Consider the following 19,643-nt stretch of genomic DNA (forward strand, 5'->3'; position numbering starts at 1 on the left):
TCCGGCAATTCTTCCGGTCGACGTGCGGCCGGCAGATCGTCGGCTGGCTACACGTTTCTGGCAATCGTCAAATAGCCCGTGTGGCCGACCGGCGCGGTCGACGGTCGCGAGCCCCGGTCGTCGAACTGCATCTCCCGCTGGATCGTCTCCCGGGTACGTACGTTCGACAGGCCGGCCTCGCGGGCCGTCTCGACGACCGCGCGAGTCGACTCGATAAAGGGGCTATAGACTGCGACGAAGCCGCCCTCGACCAGTAGCTCCGGGGCGTGTCCGACCAACTCCGCGGCGTCTCCGGTGTCGAGCGTCATCACGTCGAACGAGGCGGGTTCGAGTTCCTCGACGTCCTCGGTCAGGTCGCCCGTTCGAATATCGACGGCCTCGGCGACCCCGCCCAACTTCATGTTTTCGCGCGCGACATCGGCGAACTCCGGGTCGCGCTCGTAGGTCACGACCGACGCCCCGGCGCGAGCCATCGACGCCGAGAGCACGCCCGTTCCGGTGCCGGTATCGAGCACTCGGTCTCCCTGTGCGATCCCCGTCTCACCGATGATCAGGCCGATGTCGCGAGGGACCATCGGCGCACCCGTGCGCTCGAAGTGATGGAAGAGGTCCGGGCCGCGCAGTCTGCGGACCCGAAACTCGTCGCCCAGGTGGGTCTCGATGGTGTCGCCCGGTTGCACGTCTTCGGGCACCTCGAGGACCCCCAGATCGGTCCCCTGCTCTTCGCCGGGTTCGACCAGATAGTTTCGGTCCTCGCGGACGAGCAGGACGGGAACGCGGTCGCTCCCGGTGTCTGGCTCGTGCTCCTCGTGAGATTCGATCCCGCCGTCAGCTCCGGCTTTCGCATCCTGATCCGCTTTCGCTTCGCCTGCAGTGTCGTCGTTGGCCTCCGAATCGCGCTCGCTCACGCGCGTCACTCGAGGGATTCGACTGCTGCGGCGAGGTCGCCGTCGACGTCCTCGAGGGCCTCGCGGGCCTCGTCCTCGCTGACGCCGGTGCGGGCCGAGACGAGTTCGACGTCGTCGTCGGGAATCGCACTGCCGGCGTCCGCGTCGCCCCCGGCGTCGGCGCTTCCGCCTGCGGCACCGGACTCGACTTGCTCCGGCGAGCCGATGACCTGATAGGTCTCCTGGCCGCGAGCGTCCATCTTCGTGACTTCGGCGTCGTTGAAGACGAGGTCGTACTCGTCGGTGCGGATGATGACCTCTTCGGCGTCGATATCCTCGACGTCGATGCCCATCTGTTCCATCATCTGTTCCATCTTGCGCGGGTTCAGTCCGCCGCCTCCTCCGAACATACCCGACACGTCGCTACCAGCCACCTTTTACCCTGCGGTCTAGCGCGCCCGGCGGTCGTCGATTCCCTCATACGGTTTGCTGTAACGAGTTGCCGGTGGGGCCGCAGGATGGCTCTCGGTCCCGCGGCAAATGATGCACAACAGACAGTATCACGCGACCGCGGCGAGTCCGAGCAGCGGGAGAGCAACGTAGACGGTGTGATACAGCAGCGTCGATGCGCCGACGTGGACGAGGTATCGACGCCGCGGGTACGAACTGACTCCGGCTGGAATCGCGATCAGTCCACGACTCCACGGGAGCACGTTCGTCCCGAAGACGGCGACATCGCCGTAGCGGTCGAACCACTGACCGACCCGACGAAACCGGTCCGACGACGGATCAAAATTGAGGTAGGGGACCGCCGAGACGATCTCCTCGCCGTATCGTCTGCTTCCGGTGTAGACGGCGAACTGGCCGATCACGTGCGCGACCGTCACGAGGACGACGATCGTTGCGGCACCCACGTGCGTCGGGGCGGTGAGGACCACGTATCCCGAGAGGAACACGCTCGTCGGAAAGATCTTCCCGACGAGGGCACCTTTCAAGACGAAGACGACGAACAGCGCCGGAAGACCGGCGACGCTGATCGCGGCGAGGGTGTACTCGAGCGAGAGCGTGATGGGCGACATGGGGTGAAGCCGGTGTCAACACGGGGAACGGCGCGACACCGAACGTACACCGTCAGTCGAACGGGAAGAACATAAAGGGGTGACTGAATTTTCCGATCCAGATACTCGTCCGATCGTCGACGCCGTCGGGCCGTCTCGGATTCGCTCAGTCGGTCGCAGGTGCACCCTCGCGTACGGTAACGGCCATCCCGGTCTCGAAGTCCTCGATAGCCTCGGCGCCGAGTCGTGCCGTCCCGACCGCGATCACCTCGCCGCGCTCGTGGACGACCACCACCTCGTCGCCCGGCCGGATTTCCGGGCCGACCTCGAGGACGAACTTCGTGAAGACGTTCTTCTCGTCGCGGACGAACGGTTCGCTCTCGTCGTCGACGACGACGCGGTAGGCCGGGTGGTCGAGTGCCACGTGGAGTCGTCGACCGCCCTCGAGTCCGAGCGTAAATCGGCCGTCGGTACCGAAGGAAACGAGACGGCCGGCATCGGCGTGGACCTGCTGGGGGCGACCCGAGGTCGTCCGTTTGACCGTCAACGATTCCGCGGGTGGGAACAGCGCGTCGCCCGCCCCTGCGCCGAACTGGTAGTCCGCGATCGTGCGGAGATTCGAAAGCCCCGCCAGCCCGTTTTCGTCGCCTGTGTCGCTCATTGTGTTGCGTTTCGTGCGGGCGGTCGAAAGCCCTTCGACCTCGAGCGCCGCGTGATCGGCGACCGGACCGGTTCGTAGCCGACACCGATCTACGTATCACACATATCAAATTCCAATATAAAAACGAGATAGAGAACGTTATAATACTCGATTCTGTAGTACCGCTATCCAATGGATGTCACGCAAATCGGCCTCGGGGCTGCCCTACTCGTCTTCGGCACCCTGACGCTGGCTGGCCCGGCCTCGCTCGTCTCGGGCCCGACAACCTATCTTCTCGCGGGTGTGACCCTGCTCGTTACCGGCTACGCGCTACTGATCGGTCTCTGGCGAAGTCAGTACCCGCATCGAGCCTGATCGGTTGCCGCGAATCGCCCGCGACGACCGAGAGTGACACGCGAAAGCGCCTACAGCAGAAACGTCTCGTGGCGCTCGCCGAGGTCGAGGAACGAATCCGCCGCGTCGATGAGTTCTTCAGCCGTCGAGGACTCGAACGCCATCACCTCGACGCGGACCCCTTCGTGGCGCAGGTGCGAGCAGAGCCGCGAGAAGTCGCCGTCGCCCGTACAAAGGACGAGCGTGTCGATGTGGTTCGCGAGGGTGATCGCGTCGAGACTCATTCCGACGTCCCAGTCGGCCTTCTTTGTCCCGTCCGAGAACGTCTTGATATCCTTGATTTTCGGCTCGAAGCCGATATCGACCAGCGCTTCGAAGAAGCTCTCTTCTTCCGGCGAGTCCGCGCGGATCACGTACGCGATGGCGCGAGTCAGCTGGCGGTCCTGTACGGCCTTGTCGAGGAGCGCGGAGTAGTCGATATTTCGACTGTGGAGGCTCTGTGCCGTGTGATAGAGGTTCTGGGCGTCGACGAGGACGGCGACGCGCTGGCCGGGATGAATTTCGGTCATGGACTACATTGTATCGGCAATCGTTAAAAAGGCGCGTCGTTGGGTCCGTATTTGCGGGCTTCGACCTCGGCGACTCGAGACACGTAGCCGATATCACTCACGCTCGAGTGATCGTCATCGTTCGAGTTGGCGGCCGGCCGGCGCGGTCGCTCCGGACGGTGATGAACAGCAGCCAAAATATCGTCGACTGTAGCCGATCGTCAGCCGTTAGCTGCGGAGCTTCTCGATGCGCTTCTCGGTCGGCGGGTGGGTCGCGAACAGCTGTGCCATGAGGCTCTTGTCGGAGTTGAAGATACAGAGTGCGGCCTGCCCGTCGTCGATGGTCGACTCGCGGTTTTCCGACCCCTGCGAGATCTTCTCGAGGGCGCGGGCGAGCGGGTCGCCGCTGCCGATGTACTGGCGGGCGTCGTCGTCGGCGACGTACTCGCGGTACCGGGAGATGGCCATCACGAGCACCGTCACGAGCATCTGGGCGATCATCGAGAGCACCATCCCGACGATGAAGCCGCCGGGGTTGTCCTCGCCCGCGAACACGTAGACGAAGTAGACGGCATAGCCGACCATCATCCCGATGGAGCTGCCAACCGTCATCATGAGCACGTCGCGGTTCTTGATGTGGGCGAGTTCGTGGGCGATGACGCCCTCGAGTTCGTCGCGGTCGAGCAGCCGGATGAGCTCCTCGCTGACGACGACGACACCGTCACCCTTGCGGCCGGTCGCGAAGGCGTTCGGGACGCCCATCTGCTGAACCATCAATTTGGGTTTATCGATACCCATGTCGCGGGAGAGCGACTCGGTCATCCGGTGAATGTCCGCGTACTGGCCGGTTTCGGGCATCTCTTCGGCCTTTCTGGTGGCGGCCCAGGTCCCGATTTTGTACTGGATGAACGGGAACGTAACCAGCAACAGCAAGACGATCGGCCACGCCCCTGTACCCAGGAACGCCAGTCCGACGGCCCCGACGAACAGGTATAACGCCGCCAGCATCGAGCCGACGACGAACATCCGCAGTTTCAGTCCGAAGTCTGTCATAGACAGGGGTAAGTGATCATGATGTATAAACATCGCGGGATATACCGACGGATCCAGCGGTGCCGTCACCCGGTCCCACAGTGTGCTCCCGGTTGCTGATCGATCCGTCATTGCCGGTGATAGGTCCGTCGAGCGGTACGTCCAGAGGGCGTCGCGCCAGCCGAAGAAGAGCGAAATTCATAAGTCGGTTCCCGTCCCTCTCACTCGTATGACCCACTCCGCTCGCGTCGTCGTCTCTCGTCGCGTGAGTGGACCGTCTGCGGCTCCTTTTGGTAAAAAACGCCCGTAACGTAACCAGTGCTCGAGGCGGGCGTAGCACCCCCGTCCCGGGCGCGACCTCGACGCAGTCAGGTCGAGTTCGATTCCACGCCTGATACGGATGTACTGTACCGATTTACCGGCGCAACCGTCGACCGGATCGCGGTTGCGCCGTAAATGACTTACAGTAAACCGTATGACCCACGACGCGCGAATAACCAATCCCAAGTACCCAGCAGCCGACTCAGATAGCAACACCCACCCATGACATCCGATATCGACTTCACCGGCGTCTTCCCGGCAATGTGTACGCCGTTCGACGAGGACGAACGCATCGACTTCGAAACGCTCCAGACCGACGCCCAGCGACTCGAGGCCGCGGGCGTCGACGGACTCGTTCCCGTCGGCTCGACGGGCGAATCCGCGACGCTGACCCACGACGAACACGTCCGCGTCGTCGAGGCCGTCATCGAGGCCGTCGACGACGTGCCCGTCATCGCGGGCACGGGCTCGAACAACACCCGCGAGGCGCTCGAACTCTCCGAACGCGCCGCCGAAGCCGACGCGGACGGGCTCCTCCTGATCTCGCCGTACTACAACAAGCCCGAGCAGCGCGGACTGGTCGACCACTTCCGAACGATCGCCGACGCGGTCGACCTCCCGCAGATTGTCTACAACGTGCCCTCGCGTACGGGCCAGAACATCGAACCCGACACCGCCGTCGAACTCGCGAGCCACGAGAATATCGCGGGCTACAAGGCCGCAAGCGGCGACCTGGGCCAGATCGGCGAGATCGCCGAGCGCACGATGGACGAGGACTTCGCGGTCCTCTCGGGCGACGACGCGCTCACCCTGCCGACGATCGCGGTCGGCGGCACCGGCACGATCAGCGTCGCCGGCAACATCGAACCCGAACTCACCTGCGCGATGGTCGGCGCGGCGCTCGACGGCGACTACGCGCGCGCCCAGCAACTGCACCACGAACTCGGCCCGCTGTTCCGCGAACTGTTCGTCGAGACCAACCCGATCCCGGTCAAGGAGGCCATGGAGATCCGAGGCTACGGACCCGCCCGGATGCGGCCGCCGCTGACCCGACTCTCCGAGGAGTACCGCGAGGGCCTCGAGGCCGTCCTCGCGGACCTCGAGCGCGAGTCGACCGAGGTCGCCGATGCGAATCCGGAGGGTGATCGATGACGGTACGGGTCGGCGTCACCGGGGCCACCGGCCGAATGGGACGAGAAGTGATCGCCGCCACAGCGGACCACGCCGACTGCGAGGTCGTCTTCGCGGTCACCCGGGAACCCGAGGGCGAGACGGTCGACGACGTCGACATCGAACCCGCAGACGACTTCGACGCGCTGGTCGTCGAGCACGAGCCCGCCGTTGTGATCGACTTCACCGGTCCCGATTCGGCCGTCGATTACGCCGAAGCCTGCGCCGACGCCGGCGTCGCCTTCGTCACGGGAACGACGGGCTTCGACGATGGACAGCGCGAGGCCCTCGAGTCCGCGAGCGAGGAGGTCGCCGTCCTCCACGCGCCGAACTTCGCCCGCGGGGTCCAGGCCCTGCTGAACGCTGTCGGCGAGGCCGTCCGAAACCTGCCAGGCTACGACGTCGAACTCGTCGAGACCCACCACAACGCGAAACGCGACGCGCCGAGTGGCACCGCAAACCGGCTGCTCTCCGAGATCGAGGCCAACGGCGACTTCAACGGCCGTACCCACGGCCGCGAAGGTGAGGACCCGCGCGAGGAGGGTGAGATCGGCGTCCACGCGCTCCGCGCGGGCAACGTCACGGGCGAACACGAAATCGTCCTCGCGGGCAATCACGAGGAGGTTCGACTCACCCACCGCGCCGAGGACCGCGGGGTCTTCGCCGCGGGCGCGGTCGACGCGGCAGTTTGGATCGCTGGACAGAAGGCGGGCGACTACGACTTCGCGGACGTGATTAGCGAATGAGCACGCTCGAGACCGAGATCGACGAACTGTGGGAGCGCAAGCAAAACGACGACGTCGGCGTCGAGACCGTCGGCGAGGACGAAAAAGCGACGCTCGACGCCTTCCTCGAGGCCCTCGAAGAGGGCGAGGCTCGCGCCGCGGAGAAACGGGGCGACACCTGGGAGGCCAACGAGTGGGTCAAGCAGGGCATCCTGCTCAACTTCGGCCTGCGCGAGACCGTCCCCCGCGAGTACGGCGGCGTCACGTACAACGACGTCCTTCCGCTCGCGGACTCGAGCGGGTACGGCGACCGCGGGAGCCGCAACACGCCCGACGGAACCGTCGTCCGCAAGGGCGCTCACATCGGCTCGGACTGCATCCTGATGAGCCCGGCCTTCGTCAACATCGGAGCCCACATCGGCGACGGCACGCTCGTCGACTCCTGTGACACCGTCGGCTCCTGCGCCCAGATCGGCGCGAACGTCAAACTCGGCGCGAACACCCTCATTGGGGGTGTGCTCGAGCCAGTCGAGGACGCACCGGTCATCGTCGAGGATGGCGTCTCGCTCGGCGCGGGCTGTCGCGTCACCTCGGGGTTCGTCGTCGGCGAGAACAGCGTCGTCGGCGAGAACACGCTGCTGACGCCGCGCATTCCCGTCTACGACCTCGTCGAAGACGAGGTCCTCTACGGCGAACTGCCGGCCGACCGCCGCGCGTTCACCCGCTTCGTCGAATCTTCGATCAGCGACCACGCGCTCTTCGACGGCGGCGCCTACAAACCGGCCGTCGTGGCGACGGATCTGGAGACGGAGACGCTCGAGGCGACCGAGCGCGAGGACGCGCTGCGGGAATAAGCGGAAACGGCCGACACTGTTTCTTCGTCCGTTGGTCGACTCCACTACCGTTGAATCGAGATTTGAGGAGCGCTAACACCGGATCGAGCGTGTAAATGTCCAGCAGACACCAGAGAGTGAGCGAAAATTCCCAGTCAGGAACGGGTTCTGTACTCGTTGAGTACCCAATCGTACGTCTCGCAAAACGGTTCGGGATCCATGTAGAACGCACCTCGCAGTTCCTCAAGTCCCGCTTTCTCTTCGATACCTGTGAGCAACGCTAAGCCGACACGATAGGGGAGGCGCAGTTCGCTGAAAAGCCGTTTGAACAGCGTATCGCGCGATACCGCCCCGTCTCGAAGCGTTTGGCGGAACGAATCGTACTTCACGACGAGGTCGCTCAACAGTGCCTCGTCAGCTAGCACGCGGTAGTCTTCGCAAAGTGCGTGGTCGTGACCGCCGACGTTTCCGTCCGCTTTTCGCAGTTTGAGCGGCGTATAGGTGGCGAACGCTTCGGTGTGAACAATCGTATTGAAGACCCGCCACTGCACCTCTCGAGAGCGCATCGGCTTCGAACCCAGTTCCGTGATCGAGCCGTGTTCCCGCTCGTAGAGGACGTGAGAACTCTCGTGGATGGCAGTGTAGAGTAACTGCCGTGGCGACTCGAGGAAAAACGGGTCGTTCAGGTTCACGTACGCGCCGGATCCCAAACCGATTCCGAGTTCGTAGCCGATGGCCAAATGAAGGATTACGTCCGAGACATCCTCGTCCGGTGTGACGCGTAGCAGCTGTCGATCGATTAGGTCGGTCCACTCGGCTTCCTGGGAGCGGACGTGATCGAGCAATCGATCGATCCGGTCCCGGTTTTCAGTGACGTCTTCCACCTCGGAGAACGTGGTCCGTTCGCCATTCATCGCCCGTTGAACGTCTGCCTGCGTGAGATCCCGGCCGAGTACCGATGCGTGTTTGCGTGCGATTTCGTAGGCTGGATGCCCCCAGATCCGTGACAACGGCACGTCGCCATCTGCGTAGGAGAGAAACAAGTCGGCGGCAGACCCGTCTATCTGCATGCCGTTCAGTGGTCACGACGACGAAAAAATTCCTCCGGTATCGGATCTCGTGACCAAGTGCGGGAATTCAGACCCTCGAATCCTCACGGTCAGTTCGGGTGAGCAAGGGCTACGTTCGCGGAATCGCCGGCCATCCGTCGGCTCGTCAACTGAGGCGTAGCGCGACTCGAGTCTCTCGCCGACTACGGCTCGTCGCTATACGTCCTCAAGACGGAGACGCTCGAGGCGACTGAACGCGAGGACGCGCTGCGCGAGTAGTCGAACCCTTCGGAATTCGACGGAAGCAAGGTCAATGCGGTCGACGGGCTGTTTGTTGCTGGAGGTCACCTTGTCGAACCGAAAGTGACACGATATCATGATCTGCGATTCGAACGCGGTCCGTGACTCGCTCCATCAGCTGTTTCGCTCGGATTCCAGATTCCGCTCGTCCACCCCCTCGCCAGCGTCCTCGAGGAACGTCTCCGCGTCGGCTACGGATTCGGTCTCGAGGAGACGCGTGACGCGCCGCTCGAACTCCTCTTCGTCGATTTCCCCGCTAGCGTACCGCTCGCGAAGTGTTTCGAGCGGTCGTTGCTGCTCGTTGTTAGTGTGGGGCTGTGAATCGTGTGTTGCGCTCGAGGACTGTGTCTCGTACCACTGGGCGAGTTGGACGGCCGCCGGCAGGACGAATGCGAATCCGATCACGAACACGATCCAGAAGTTCGACCAGCCGAGAAACAGCAGTCCGAGAGCCAGTCCGACGGTCAACATACTGACGGCGCTGCTGACGACTGCGGTTAGCGGCTGTGTCACTATCCAACATCTTATCGATGAGAAAGAAAAGTTTACCGGGCTGTCAGTACCGTGTAAAGAGCCACCGGTGACACCGATTTTCGGGAGCGACGGCTCCGGCGAATCTCACAGCCATCCCTTTCACTGACAGTTGAATCCGGAAATCCAAACTCTTGAATTGTTACGCTCATTACGAATGACCAATGACTGAGTTCGCCGAGTCACCTGCCGTCCGCCGTCTCGTAGACTGGGACGCGGAGGCGCTGCGTGATCTCGTCGCCGACTACGGCTCGCCGCTGTACGTCCTCGATCTCGAGCGCGTCCGCGAGAACGCTCACCGAATCCGGTCTGCGTTTCCGGACGCAGAAATCCTCTACGCCGTGAAGGCGAACGCTCTGGGAGACGTCCTCGAGACCCTCCACGCGGAAGGCGTGGGTCTCGAGTGCGCCTCCGCAGGCGAACTCAAGCGCGCGCTCGCAGCTGTCGACTCGAGCACCGAAGGCGACGCGACGGGTGCGGACGTCCACTACACGGCCGTCAACCCGCCCGCGCGTGACCTCGACTGGGTCGTCGACGCCTGGGAAGACAATCCCGACCTAACGATCACCGCTGGAGCCGAGGATACGATCGACCGCCTCGAGAACCGGGGCTACGACGGCCGGCTCTGTCTCCGGGTCAATCCGGGCATCGGCGCGGGCCACCACGAGAAAGTCCAGACCGGCGCCAACGCGAAGTTCGGCGTCCCCGCAGAGCGCGCGGTCGACGTGCTCACCGACGCCGCCGAGCGCGGCTTCGACGTCGTCGGCATCCACGCCCACGTGGGATCGGGCGTCTCGAGCGACCAACTCGACGATCACCGGGAGTTCGTCGAGCGGATGGGGAATCTGGCGCGAGACGTGAGCAACGCGATCGCGGCCGTCGACGGCGACGGCCTCGAGTTCGTCGACGTCGGCGGCGGCTTCGGCGTTCCATATCGCGACGAGGAGGAACCACTGGACCTCGAGGCGGTCGCCGATGCGACGCGCGAGGCGATCGGCGAGGTCGACGCGAGGCTGACGATCGAACCCGGCCGCTACTTCGTGGCCGACGCGGGCGTCCTCCTGACCGAAGTCAACACCGTCAAGGAGGCCCGCGACACGCTCGCGGTCGGCGTCGACGCCGGAATGACGACGCTGCTCCGGCCCGCGATGTACGACGCTTACCACCCGATCCGGAATCTGACGGCGGACTCGAGCACCACCGGCGGGCACGGCGGCGACACCGACACGAACAACAGCCACACCAGCCGCGAGATCCGCCCACAGACCATCACCGGCCCGATCTGCGAGAGCGGGGACGTGTTCTGTACCGACCGTCGACTGCCTGCGAGCGAGCGCGGCGATGTCCTCGCGATCGGAAACACGGGGGCCTACGGCTACGAGATGGCCAACCAGTACAACTCCCGTCCCCGGCCGGCCTCGGTCGTCCTCGACGGCGACGGCGTGCGACTCGCCCGTCGCCGCGAGACGCTCGACGACATCACTCGGCTCGAGACCGAGCGCTCCGACCCGACGGACAAAGCCGGCGGCGCCGGATCGAACGGGAACGCTGATACCGACGCAGACCGAGAAGCACATAACGGCCACGATACTCGATAGCACGATGACCGTACCATTTCAGAAGTACCACGGCACCGGCAACGACTTTCTAATTATCCACGCGGACGAGTACGTCTCCGATCGGGGGGCACTCGCGGTCCGCGAGTGCGATCGCGAGAACGGCGTCGGTGCCGACGGAATCCTCTATCTCGCACTCGAGGAGAAATTTAGGCCCCCACGCGTCGTGATGACGCTGGTCCAGCCCGATGGCTCGACGGCTCCGATGTGCGGCAACGGCGCACGCTGTGCCGCCGAGTGGGCCATGGACCGTACCGACACCGATAGCGTCATGATCGACACGCAGTCCGGCACCCTGCGCGCGGATCGGACCGACGGCGTGGTCACCATCGAGATGGGGACGCCGACGTTCGATCCCGACGACGTTCCAGTGCGGGCGGACGACCCGGTCTTCGAGGAGGAGATCGACGGCCTCGAGGTGACGATGGTCAACACCGGCGTCCCACACGCCGTCGCGTTCGTCGACGATGTCGACGATGTCGACCTCGAGGCGGTTGCGCCGCCGGTGCGCCACGGCGACGCGTTCCCGAAGGGGACGAACGTCACGATCGCCAGCCCCGACGGCGACGGCGGCTTCGACCAGCGGACCTACGAGCGCGGCGTCGAAGCCGAGACGGACTCCTGTGGGACGGGCGCTGTCGCCATCGCCGTCGTCGCTCGTCGCCTCGGACGCACCGACGCCGACCCGGTTGAAGTACGTCCACCAGGTGGCGACCTGCAGGTCAGCTTCAACGACCGCGGAAACGCGACGCTCACGGGTCCCGTCGAACACGAGTTCGACGGCGAAGTCACGCCCGAATCGCCGGCCGAACTGTGAGCGGGGAGAGGATGGGCGAGAGCAAGAGCGGGCGACGACCGGGAACGACTGGAAAGGGGGCCGAACGATGAGCGAGGATCGGGCACGGACGACGAACCGAGCGGTCGACGACGCCTTCGATCCCGTCGCCTTCCTGGAGACCGCAGTTCAGCACGCCTCCCACGAGGACGTCGAGTCGATGCGGATGTTTCTCTGTGAGACGCTCGAGGAGCACGGGGTCACCCCGCAAATCGACCAGCACGGAAACGTAATCGCGACTCGCGGGCCGGCCGACGCCGACACCCACCTCGTGTTGAACACGCACATCGACACCGTCTCGCCGCACGTGCCGTTCGAGCGGGACTCGACTGGGGGTGAAGGTAGCGGCGAAACCGAGAACGGCGATGTGATCCGAGGCCGTGGCTCCTGTGACGCGAAGGGGCCGCTCGCCGCGTTGCTGTCGGCGTTTTTCGCTGTCGATCCCACGCACGCGACTGGCCGCGTCACGCTCGCGATCACCCCCGACGAGGAGGTGCTCTCGATCGGCGCGTACGAACTGGTGTCGGGCGCGGAGTCGCCGACGCGGGACGCCGACGCGGTGATCGTCGGCGAACCGACGAACCTCGACGTCTGTACGGCTGCCAAAGGGCGATTTCAGGGGACGATCCACCTGTCGGGCGCAAACGCCCACGCCGCCGAACCGGAGACGGGAGTCAACGCCGTCGCCGCACTCGAGTCCGCCCTCGCGGCGATCCGAACGTTCGACGACCGAGACGACGCGCCGCCGGCACACCCACAACTCGGCGAGGCGACGCTCACGCCAACCGTTGTCGAGGGTGGCGCGGCCACGAATCAGGTGCCGGCCGACTGCGCGCTGACGGTCGATCGACGGAGCGTCCCGCCCGAAACGGCCGACGGGTTCCACGCGGCGCTGACCGAGCAGCTGCGGATCGCCGTCCCCGACGACGTGGGTCTCGAGTTTCGCTATACGGACCGGCCGACGCCGTTTCTCGAGGCCTGGGACACCGACCCCGACGCGCGAATCGTCGAGGTCCTCTCGTCCGCCTCCGGCGGGGACGTCCGACCCTTTGCCGCCGCGACCGAGGCGTCGTACTTCGCTGCGGATGCGCCGACGGTCGTCTTCGGTCCGGGCGTCCTCGCGGATGCGGACGGAGCCGTCGCGCACGCCCCGCGGGAGTACGTCCGGGTCGACGCAGTTCGCGAGGCGGCGCGGGCGCTCGAGGAAACGGTGCTGACGATCGTCGAGTGAGAACCCGTCGTATTTCTCGAGCGAAAACCGGCTGCCCGGCGACCAACGGGTGGTTCGCCGCGAGCGACCGCGTCGCTACCACTTGAGAGAGATATAGAGGAGGGCGATCATGCCCAGAATTGCCACGATGAAGAGGGCAGCGGTCGCGACTTCCGGGAAGAGATACTCGACTATCGCATCGCTCATACTGATCCTTTAGAACAGTCGGTCAAAGCGATGTTGATCTCGATCCGTCGAGAGAACCTCATCGACATCGGATCGGACCCGACGCGAACGGTCCCCGACCGATCAGATCGGACGATTTTTGTCGGCCCTATCTAATTAGACAGCAACACGTGTCCCCCGCTGTCGCTGCTGCGTTGTGCTCCGTCACCCTCGTCGGGGCGGAGTCGACCCTCGTTACGGCCCAGTCGGTCGGCGGCGTCGACCTCCGTCGACCGCTTGCCGTCGCCGTCGGCTGGACGATCCTCACGCTCGTCGTCGGCGGAACACTGCTGGCCGGATTCTCGTCGCCGATTCGATCGATTCGGGACGACGCCCTCGAGCGGCCGGATCTAGCGTTCGCGACTGGCTTTCTCGCCTTCTTTGCACCGCTAGTCGTCGCCTCGCTACCGCTGTTCGTTGCCGCCTACGTCGCCGACCATCCGGCGGTGCTCGGTCTCGGGGCGCTCGTCTCGCTTCCGGCGCTGATCATCGCCGGCGCGCTGTTGATCGTCGGCGGTACGCTCGGTGCCGTCGTCGTCGGCGATCGGATCGCCGGTAGTTTCGGGACCGACACGCCGTCGCTCGGACGGTCGCTCGCGATCGGATCGGTCGTTTTCGGCTCGAGTCAACTCGTTCCCGTCGTCGGAACGCTGGTCGCGATCGGATTCGCGACCGTCGGCACCGGCGCGCTCGTTCGACGGCGGTTCGAGCCCTGGAGTGTCGACGATGATCGCACTCGGATGCGTGACGGACTGGCGCGAGCGAACCAGACGGCCAGCGCCTCGACGAACAGCCGGGAAACAGCGGACACGGACGAAACCGCCGTCTGGTCCTCGAGCGAGACCGAGAACGGCGCCACTGAGGCCGGACGGGACGCACCGACAGCGCTGGGTGAATGGGAGGACAATGGGCCGAACGACCAGAATCAGCCGGAACGACGGTGGTCCGACGGCGATTTCGTTCCGGACGGGAGAACCCATCCGGACGACCGCTGGACCGTCGACGACTGGGAGTGGGATATCGACACCGACGGGGAGCGCGACGAGGACGATCGACCTTCGGAGACCGACCGGTAGCACCGTTCGCGACGCCGAGCGACTCGCCTCAGATGTACTCGAGGAAGTTCACGAGGTAGACGACCGCGTTGAACAGGCCGTGGACCAGCGCGGGAACGACCAGATTGTCCGAGAGTTCGTAGAGAACGCCGAGATAGAGCCCCAGCGTCGTCACCGTGCCGAGACTCACGAGGACCGCTCCGAGATCCTCGCCCAGATAGGCGGGAAAGTGAACCATACCGAAGACGAGCGACGCGAGGACCACGGCGATCACCGTGGGAAACGTCTCGCCGAGGCGTGACTGGACGACGCCCCGATAGAGCAGTTCTTCGCCGGGACCGGTGAGGAAGATCGCGATCGGAATCCCGAGCAACAACAGGAGTGGGTACTCCCGACCCCGTTCGATGCCGGAGTGGGTCGTCCCCTCGCCGCCCGTTCCGAACGGGTCGAACAGGTCGACAACCAGCTGGTAGCCCATGGCGACGATGAACGCACCGACCAGCCCCACCGCGATCCAGCTCAGGTCCCGGATCGTGGGCTTGCGAATCCGGAGGAACTCGAGGACGAACGCCGGGTCGAACCCCTTTCGACGAACGATCAGGTACGTCAGGGCGAGTCCGCCGGCGCCGACCACGTTGAACGCGACCGACGAGGCGAGCTGGTGGATCGTCGCCTCGTCGTAGCCGAGCACGAGCAGCTGTACCTCAACCCCGACCGTAGCGGCGAGTCCGGTGAACCAGCCGCCGATGGCGAGGGCAAGACAGAGCGCGACGGCACGAACGCTCGCCGGAACGGGGACTCGATACCGTCGTCTCGTGGACACAGGTGCCCGTAATCACCAGCGACAAAAATAGGTACTGACCATCATCGAGTCGCGAGTGGAAGGCGACGTATTCGACGAACCTGTTCGAAAAATACGCATGAAAGTGTCTGTCACAGTATAAAAAGAATAATACGCCGGTTACGTATCTCAACGAATGGACATGCCAGGAGGAACCGATCAGACCCTTCGACCGTTTTTGTGGCGTGCAGCCAACCTGTATTCCGACACGGAGATCGTCTCCCGGAACCACGACGGAATGCAGCGATACACCTACAGCGAGTACGAGGACCGAACGAGCCGACTCGCGAACGCGCTCGACGAGTACGGCATCGAGGAGGGCGACCGAGTCGGGACGTTCTGCTGGAACCACTCTCGTCACTTCGAGACGTACTTCGCCGTGCCGTCAATCGGGGCACAGCTCCATACGATCAATCCGCTGCTTCCCGATGCACACATCCAGTATATCGTCGACAACGCCGACGATCGGCTGATTTTTGTCGATCAGTCGCTCGCACCGAAACTCGCGAGCGCGGTCGCCGACGCCGATGGCGACGAGTTCGCAGACGTCGAGTTCGTCGTGATGGGAAGCGAAGAGTCCGAACACCTCGAGGCGACGCCGTACGAGTCGTTCATCGACGGCCAAGACACCGACTACGACTGGCCCGATATCGACGAGGAGCAGCCGGCGGGGATGTGTTACACCTCGGGAACCACCGGAAACCCGAAAGGCGTCGAGTACACCCAGCAGATGCTCTGGGGCCACACGATGGCGACCCTGACGCCACAGGGGATCCCGATGGCCGACGACGACGTCGTGATGCCCGTCGTCCCGATGTTCCACGTCAACGCCTGGGGGATGCCGTTTTCGGCGACCGCAGGTGGGTCAAAACAGGTCTTCCCCGGCCCCTCGCCGGAGCCCGAAGACATCGCGAGCCTCATCGAAAACGAGGGCGTCACCATCAGCGCCGGCGTCCCGACGGTTTGGCTCGGCCTGATGGAGTACTGCTCGGAGCACGAGGTCGACCTCTCGACGCTCGAGACCGTGATCGTCGGCGGCTCGGCAGCGCCAAAGTCGATGATCGAGTGGTTCGACGATCAGGGCGTCGAAGTGCTTCACGCCTGGGGAATGACCGAGATGTCCCCGATCGGCTCCGTCTCCCACCTCAAATCCGATCTACAGGACGCTGACTACGACACCCAACTCGAGAAACGCGGCAAACAGGGGCTGATGGTCCCCGGCCTCGAGTTCAAGGTGATCGACGAAAACGACGAGGAGATCGCCTGGGACGGCGAGGAGTTCGGCGAACTGTGGGTGCGCGGTCCGTGGGTCACGAAGGAGTACTTCAAGCGCCCGGAGGCCAACGAGACGGACTTCGAGGACGGCTGGCTCAAGACCGGCGACGTCGTCACTGTCGACGAGGACGGCTACATCCAGATCGTCGACCGCGAGAAGGACGTGATCAAATCCGGCGGTGAGTGGATCTCCTCGGTCGAACTCGAGAACGCCGTCATGGCTCACGACGACGTCGCCGAGGCAGCCGTCGTCGGCGTGCCCCACGAGCGCTGGCAGGAGCGACCGGTCGCGTTCGTCGTTCCCGGAGAGGGCGTCGATCGGGGGACGCTGGTCCCCGAAATCAACGAGATGCTCGCCGACGAGTATCCCAAATGGTGGCTCCCCGACGAGATCGAATTCATCGAGGAGGTGCCGAAGACGGCAACGGGTAAGTTCTCGAAGAAGGACATCCGCGAGGAGTACGCCGACCAGTCCCTCGTCGAGGGTCAGGTTCCGGAAGACGCCGCGCCGGACCGAGACTGAACGCCGCTCGAGAGTGTTTTTTCGGCGCCGACCGAACTGCACACTGGAGTTCCGACACAGGCTCGGTTCGGCTCGTCACTCGCGCTCGAGGACGATCACGCCGGCAAGAATCGAGACGCCGCCGATGAGGGTCGCCGCGGTAACCGGTTCCGCGAACAGCGCAGCACCGAGGACGACCGTGACGGGCGGTTCGGCGGTGCTGACGATACTCGCTCGGCTGGCACCGATGTACTGCAGCCCGGCGAAAAACGCCACGACCGGAACCGCGGTCGCGACGACGGCGATACTGAGCAGAATTGCCCACGCCGACGGTGCCGTGGGGATCGCGAGTTGGCCGGTGGCCGTCCCGATACCGACGAACGACGCTGCAGCGGCGGGCAACACGTACGCGGTCAGGACCAGCGGATCGACCGTCTCGAGCACCGCTCGCGAGCCCGTGATGTAGCAGGCGTAGGCCAGCGCGGCGCCGAGGACGACGACCACGCCGACGAGCGACGCCCCGTCTGGGTTCGCACCGGTGACGAGGACGATGCCGCCGAAAGCCAGACACAGAGCCAGTAGCATAGCCCGGCTGATTCGCTCGCCGATCGTGAGGACCGCGAGAACGACGACGAACGCGGGATAGGTGTAGAGGACGATCGCGACTAGCCCGGCCGTCATGTACTCCAGCCCGAGGAAGTAAAGTCCGCTCTGTGCCGTGTAGCCGACGCCGCCGAGCGCGAGGGCAATCGCCAGCGGTCGCCCGCGGAGGATCGTCGCCTCTCCTCGCCAGGCGAGGAAGGCCCAGATGGCCACGCCGGCGAGCAGAAACCGAAAGACGAGCACCGTCGGAATCGACAGCCCCGCGCGTTGAGCGTAGATTCCAAAGATGCCGAGCGTTCCGAACCCGATTGCGGAGACGAGGATCAACGCGATACCGAGGTGTTCTGTCTCGAGAGACCGGTGAGAGAGATACTCAGTCATAGCGGATCGGGCCATCTGCTCGCAGTACCGCCTATCGGCTTACAAAGACACCGATTCGCGCGCCTCGCGGGGTGTGGCGAGTCGGAACCACCGACTGCAGTCATTCGAGGACGTGTGCCAGCTACACGAGGTCGTGCGACGACTACTCGAGGTCGTCCACCAACTCGCTCGCGACGCCGGTGTAGCCCGCCGGCGTCAACGCCGTCAGTTCCTCGCGGACGTCCTCGTCGACCTCGAGGTCGTCGAACATCGCGCGGAAGTCCTCGAGTGTGACGTCCTTACCCCGCGTGACGGCCTTGACGCGTTCGTAGGCGTCCTCTTGGCCCTCGCGGCGGAGGATCGTCTGGACGGCCTCGCCGATGATCTCGGGGGTGGACTCGAGTTCCTCGCGCATGACCTGCTCCGTGGGGACGACTTTCGAGAGCCCCGACGCAGTCTTGCCGTAGCCGATCAGACAGTGGGCGAACGCCGCGCCGATGTTGCGTTTGACGGTCGAGTCCGAGAGATCGCGCTGCAGTCGCGACGTGGTGATGTAGTCGGCGAGGAAGGTGAGATCCGAGTTCGCCTTCGAGAGGTTCCCTTCGCTGTTCTCGAAGTCGATCGGGTTGACCTTGTGGGGCATCGTCGAGGAGCCAGTCTCGCCCTCGACGGCCTCCTGGCCGAGGTAGCGATCGGAGACGTAGAGCCACATGTCGAGATCGAGGTCGAGCAGAACCTCGTTCGTCCCGCGGAAGGCGTCGAAGACGCTCGCGAGGTCGTCACACGGGTTGACCTGCGTGGTGAGGGGTTCGAAGCTGAGACCCAGATCCGTGACGAACGCCTCCGCGAAGGACGGCCAGTCGACGTCGGGGTAAGCCGCGTGGTGGGCCGCGTACGTGCCCGACGCGCCGCCGAGTTTGCCCCGAAGTTCGTCCGTCGCCCGCCGAATGCGGCCCGTCGCGCGCCCGAGGCGGGCGGCGTAGACGGCCATCTCCTTGCCGAACGTGGTCGGCGTCGCAGGCTGGCCGTGGGTCCGGGCGAGCATCGGGAGGTCGCGATAGTCGCGGGCCATCTCCGCGAGCGTTTCCCGCACGTCGTACAGTTCCGGAAGGAGCACCTCGTCGACCGCGTCGCGGACGAGCAGCCGGTGAGCGAGGTTGTTCACGTCCTCGCTGGTCAGTCCGAAGTGGATCCAGGCCGAGGCGTCGCTGCCCTCGGGCAGCCGGTGGCGAACGAAGTACTCGACGGCCTTGACGTCGTGGTTGGTCGCCTCGAACTCGGCGTAGCCCTCCGTCTCGAGGGTCTTGATCAGTCGCGCGTCTTCCTCCGCGAAGTGTTGATAGAGGCCGCGAAGCGCCTCGCGCTCGTCGTCACCGATCTCGAGCGGCGTCGCTTCGAGATCGGCCAGCGCGATCAGGTACTCGACTTCGACGCGGACGCGAGCCCGCATGAGCGCTGCCTCGCTGGCGTAGGGCGACAGCGGCGCGGTCCGGCTGCCGTAGCGGCCGTCCAGCGGCGAGACGGCGTACAGGGCGTTCGTGTCGGTCATTGAACGAGCCTTCCCTTACGCGCTCCAAAAGCGTGTCGAAACGCAGGCCGCGCGATGCCACGAGTATGCATATCTCGGAGAGGCCATGCGGAAATACTGCCGTTATGATACACGAATGTGGATA

At 64.7% G+C, this 19,643-nt stretch carries 20 protein-coding genes; 9 read left to right on the top strand and 11 right to left on the bottom strand.

Annotation, left to right across the window (positions count from 1 at the left end; genetic code table 11):
- Positions 1-47: 47 nt before the first annotated feature.
- From NATTI_RS0105175 to NATTI_RS0105190, 4 genes are all read right to left on the bottom strand, one after another.
- The gene (locus NATTI_RS0105175) at positions 48-821 is read right to left on the bottom strand and encodes a methyltransferase domain-containing protein (RefSeq protein ID WP_049806278.1); all 774 of its coding nucleotides are present in this window, start codon (positions 819-821) and stop codon (positions 48-50) included.
- Positions 822-913: 92 nt separating this feature from the next.
- Positions 914-1,297, bottom strand: a complete 384-nt coding sequence (locus NATTI_RS0105180; protein ID WP_006089110.1) for a nascent polypeptide-associated complex protein — start codon at positions 1,295-1,297, stop codon at positions 914-916.
- A gap of 150 nt (positions 1,298-1,447) precedes the next feature.
- Complete coding sequence (locus tag NATTI_RS0105185; RefSeq protein ID WP_006089109.1) at positions 1,448-1,966, bottom strand: DedA family protein; 519 nt, start codon at positions 1,964-1,966, stop codon at positions 1,448-1,450.
- A gap of 145 nt (positions 1,967-2,111) precedes the next feature.
- Positions 2,112-2,606 (bottom strand): PUA domain-containing protein, encoded by a 495-nt coding sequence (locus NATTI_RS0105190; protein ID WP_006089108.1) that lies wholly within the window; start codon positions 2,604-2,606, stop codon positions 2,112-2,114.
- Positions 2,607-2,777: 171 nt separating this feature from the next.
- Between NATTI_RS0105190 and NATTI_RS0105195 the strand changes: the two genes are divergently transcribed.
- Entirely contained in the window at positions 2,778-2,960 is a 183-nt protein-coding gene (locus NATTI_RS0105195) for a hypothetical protein (RefSeq protein WP_006089107.1), read from the top strand.
- 50 nt (positions 2,961-3,010) lie between these two features.
- Here NATTI_RS0105195 and NATTI_RS0105200 read toward each other — a convergent pair whose 3' ends face one another.
- A complete protein-coding gene (locus NATTI_RS0105200; protein WP_006089106.1) occupies positions 3,011-3,508 on the bottom strand; it encodes a LabA-like NYN domain-containing protein in 498 nt (165 codons plus the stop codon).
- A gap of 207 nt (positions 3,509-3,715) precedes the next feature.
- Positions 3,716-4,540: a M48 family metallopeptidase gene (locus NATTI_RS0105205; protein WP_006089105.1), complete on the bottom strand. Its 825-nt coding sequence runs from the start codon at positions 4,538-4,540 to the stop codon at positions 3,716-3,718.
- Positions 4,541-5,062: 522 nt separating this feature from the next.
- Between NATTI_RS0105205 and dapA the strand changes: the two genes are divergently transcribed.
- Genes dapA through NATTI_RS0105220 form a run of 3 tightly spaced genes read left to right on the top strand, consistent with a single transcriptional unit; the run spans position 5,063 to position 7,589 of the window.
- Positions 5,063-5,992, top strand: coding sequence for a 4-hydroxy-tetrahydrodipicolinate synthase (dapA, locus tag NATTI_RS0105210; RefSeq protein ID WP_006089104.1), 930 nt, complete (start codon positions 5,063-5,065; stop codon positions 5,990-5,992).
- Positions 5,989-6,756 carry a 4-hydroxy-tetrahydrodipicolinate reductase gene (gene dapB / locus NATTI_RS0105215; RefSeq protein ID WP_006089103.1) on the top strand — a complete coding sequence of 256 codons (768 nt, stop codon included), beginning with the start codon at positions 5,989-5,991 and terminating at the stop codon, positions 6,754-6,756. Before dapA ends, dapB begins: the two co-directional genes overlap by 4 nt.
- On the top strand, positions 6,753-7,589 hold the full coding sequence (locus NATTI_RS0105220; RefSeq protein ID WP_006089102.1) for a 2,3,4,5-tetrahydropyridine-2,6-dicarboxylate N-succinyltransferase: 837 nt from the start codon (positions 6,753-6,755) through the stop codon (positions 7,587-7,589). The genes dapB and NATTI_RS0105220 overlap by 4 nt, the downstream gene beginning before the upstream one ends.
- A gap of 134 nt (positions 7,590-7,723) precedes the next feature.
- Here the strand turns inward: NATTI_RS0105220 and NATTI_RS0105225 are convergent, their stop codons facing one another.
- Both NATTI_RS0105225 and NATTI_RS0105235 read right to left on the bottom strand, forming a co-directional pair.
- Positions 7,724-8,638 carry a hypothetical protein gene (locus NATTI_RS0105225; RefSeq protein WP_006089101.1) on the bottom strand — a complete coding sequence of 305 codons (915 nt, stop codon included), beginning with the start codon at positions 8,636-8,638 and terminating at the stop codon, positions 7,724-7,726.
- 393 nt (positions 8,639-9,031) lie between these two features.
- Positions 9,032-9,430 carry an SHOCT domain-containing protein gene (locus NATTI_RS0105235; protein WP_006089100.1) on the bottom strand — a complete coding sequence of 133 codons (399 nt, stop codon included), beginning with the start codon at positions 9,428-9,430 and terminating at the stop codon, positions 9,032-9,034.
- Between the two features lie 182 nt (positions 9,431-9,612).
- On the opposite strand from NATTI_RS0105235, the gene lysA reads away from it, so the two are divergent.
- The 4 genes from lysA to NATTI_RS0105265 all read left to right on the top strand — a co-directional run bounded on the left by lysA (position 9,613) and on the right by NATTI_RS0105265 (position 14,410).
- Positions 9,613-11,046 (top strand): diaminopimelate decarboxylase, encoded by a 1,434-nt coding sequence (gene lysA, locus NATTI_RS0105240; RefSeq protein WP_006089099.1) that lies wholly within the window; start codon positions 9,613-9,615, stop codon positions 11,044-11,046.
- A 4-nt stretch (positions 11,047-11,050) separates the two neighbouring features.
- Positions 11,051-11,881 (top strand): diaminopimelate epimerase, encoded by an 831-nt coding sequence (gene dapF / locus NATTI_RS0105245; RefSeq protein ID WP_006089098.1) that lies wholly within the window; start codon positions 11,051-11,053, stop codon positions 11,879-11,881.
- A gap of 67 nt (positions 11,882-11,948) precedes the next feature.
- The gene (locus NATTI_RS0105250; RefSeq protein WP_006089097.1) at positions 11,949-13,130 is read left to right on the top strand and encodes a M20 family metallopeptidase; all 1,182 of its coding nucleotides are present in this window, start codon (positions 11,949-11,951) and stop codon (positions 13,128-13,130) included.
- Positions 13,131-13,465: 335 nt separating this feature from the next.
- Positions 13,466-14,410 (top strand): ABC transporter permease, encoded by a 945-nt coding sequence (locus NATTI_RS0105265; protein WP_019991653.1) that lies wholly within the window; start codon positions 13,466-13,468, stop codon positions 14,408-14,410.
- Between the two features lie 28 nt (positions 14,411-14,438).
- Here NATTI_RS0105265 and NATTI_RS0105270 read toward each other — a convergent pair whose 3' ends face one another.
- Positions 14,439-15,212 (bottom strand): CPBP family intramembrane glutamic endopeptidase, encoded by a 774-nt coding sequence (locus tag NATTI_RS0105270; protein ID WP_006089094.1) that lies wholly within the window; start codon positions 15,210-15,212, stop codon positions 14,439-14,441.
- A 160-nt stretch (positions 15,213-15,372) separates the two neighbouring features.
- Between NATTI_RS0105270 and NATTI_RS0105275 the strand changes: the two genes are divergently transcribed.
- Positions 15,373-17,028, top strand: a complete 1,656-nt coding sequence (locus NATTI_RS0105275; protein ID WP_006089093.1) for a long-chain fatty acid--CoA ligase — start codon at positions 15,373-15,375, stop codon at positions 17,026-17,028.
- 75 nt (positions 17,029-17,103) lie between these two features.
- Here the strand turns inward: NATTI_RS0105275 and NATTI_RS0105280 are convergent, their stop codons facing one another.
- The gene (locus NATTI_RS0105280) at positions 17,104-17,991 is read right to left on the bottom strand and encodes a DMT family transporter (RefSeq protein WP_006089092.1); all 888 of its coding nucleotides are present in this window, start codon (positions 17,989-17,991) and stop codon (positions 17,104-17,106) included.
- Between the two features lie 142 nt (positions 17,992-18,133).
- Complete coding sequence (gene purB / locus NATTI_RS0105285; protein ID WP_006089091.1) at positions 18,134-19,519, bottom strand: adenylosuccinate lyase; 1,386 nt, start codon at positions 19,517-19,519, stop codon at positions 18,134-18,136.
- Between the last annotated feature and the right edge of the window lie 124 nt (positions 19,520-19,643).

The organism is Natronorubrum tibetense GA33 (assembly GCF_000383975.1).
GTDB classification, from domain to species: domain Archaea; phylum Halobacteriota; class Halobacteria; order Halobacteriales; family Natrialbaceae; genus Natronorubrum; species Natronorubrum tibetense.

Bases quoted from the DNA above. Each gene is read 5' to 3' on its own strand.
- NATTI_RS0105180 (WP_006089110.1), bottom strand. From the start codon at position 1,297: ATGTTCGGAGGAGGCGGCGGACTGAACCCGCGCAAGATGGAACAGATG.
- NATTI_RS0105185 (WP_006089109.1), bottom strand. From the start codon at position 1,966: ATGTCGCCCATCACGCTCTCGCTCGAGTACACCCTCGCCGCGATCAGC.
- NATTI_RS0105190 (WP_006089108.1), bottom strand. From the start codon at position 2,606: ATGAGCGACACAGGCGACGAAAACGGGCTGGCGGGGCTTTCGAATCTC.
- NATTI_RS0105195 (WP_006089107.1), top strand. From the start codon at position 2,778: ATGGATGTCACGCAAATCGGCCTCGGGGCTGCCCTACTCGTCTTCGGC.
- NATTI_RS0105200 (WP_006089106.1), bottom strand. From the start codon at position 3,508: ATGACCGAAATTCATCCCGGCCAGCGCGTCGCCGTCCTCGTCGACGCC.
- NATTI_RS0105205 (WP_006089105.1), bottom strand. From the start codon at position 4,540: ATGACAGACTTCGGACTGAAACTGCGGATGTTCGTCGTCGGCTCGATG.
- dapA (WP_006089104.1), top strand. From the start codon at position 5,063: ATGACATCCGATATCGACTTCACCGGCGTCTTCCCGGCAATGTGTACG.
- dapB (WP_006089103.1), top strand. From the start codon at position 5,989: ATGACGGTACGGGTCGGCGTCACCGGGGCCACCGGCCGAATGGGACGA.
- NATTI_RS0105220 (WP_006089102.1), top strand. From the start codon at position 6,753: ATGAGCACGCTCGAGACCGAGATCGACGAACTGTGGGAGCGCAAGCAA.
- NATTI_RS0105225 (WP_006089101.1), bottom strand. From the start codon at position 8,638: ATGCAGATAGACGGGTCTGCCGCCGACTTGTTTCTCTCCTACGCAGAT.
- lysA (WP_006089099.1), top strand. From the start codon at position 9,613: ATGACTGAGTTCGCCGAGTCACCTGCCGTCCGCCGTCTCGTAGACTGG.
- dapF (WP_006089098.1), top strand. From the start codon at position 11,051: ATGACCGTACCATTTCAGAAGTACCACGGCACCGGCAACGACTTTCTA.
- NATTI_RS0105250 (WP_006089097.1), top strand. From the start codon at position 11,949: ATGAGCGAGGATCGGGCACGGACGACGAACCGAGCGGTCGACGACGCC.
- NATTI_RS0105275 (WP_006089093.1), top strand. From the start codon at position 15,373: ATGCCAGGAGGAACCGATCAGACCCTTCGACCGTTTTTGTGGCGTGCA.
- NATTI_RS0105280 (WP_006089092.1), bottom strand. From the start codon at position 17,991: ATGACTGAGTATCTCTCTCACCGGTCTCTCGAGACAGAACACCTCGGT.
- purB (WP_006089091.1), bottom strand. From the start codon at position 19,519: ATGACCGACACGAACGCCCTGTACGCCGTCTCGCCGCTGGACGGCCGC.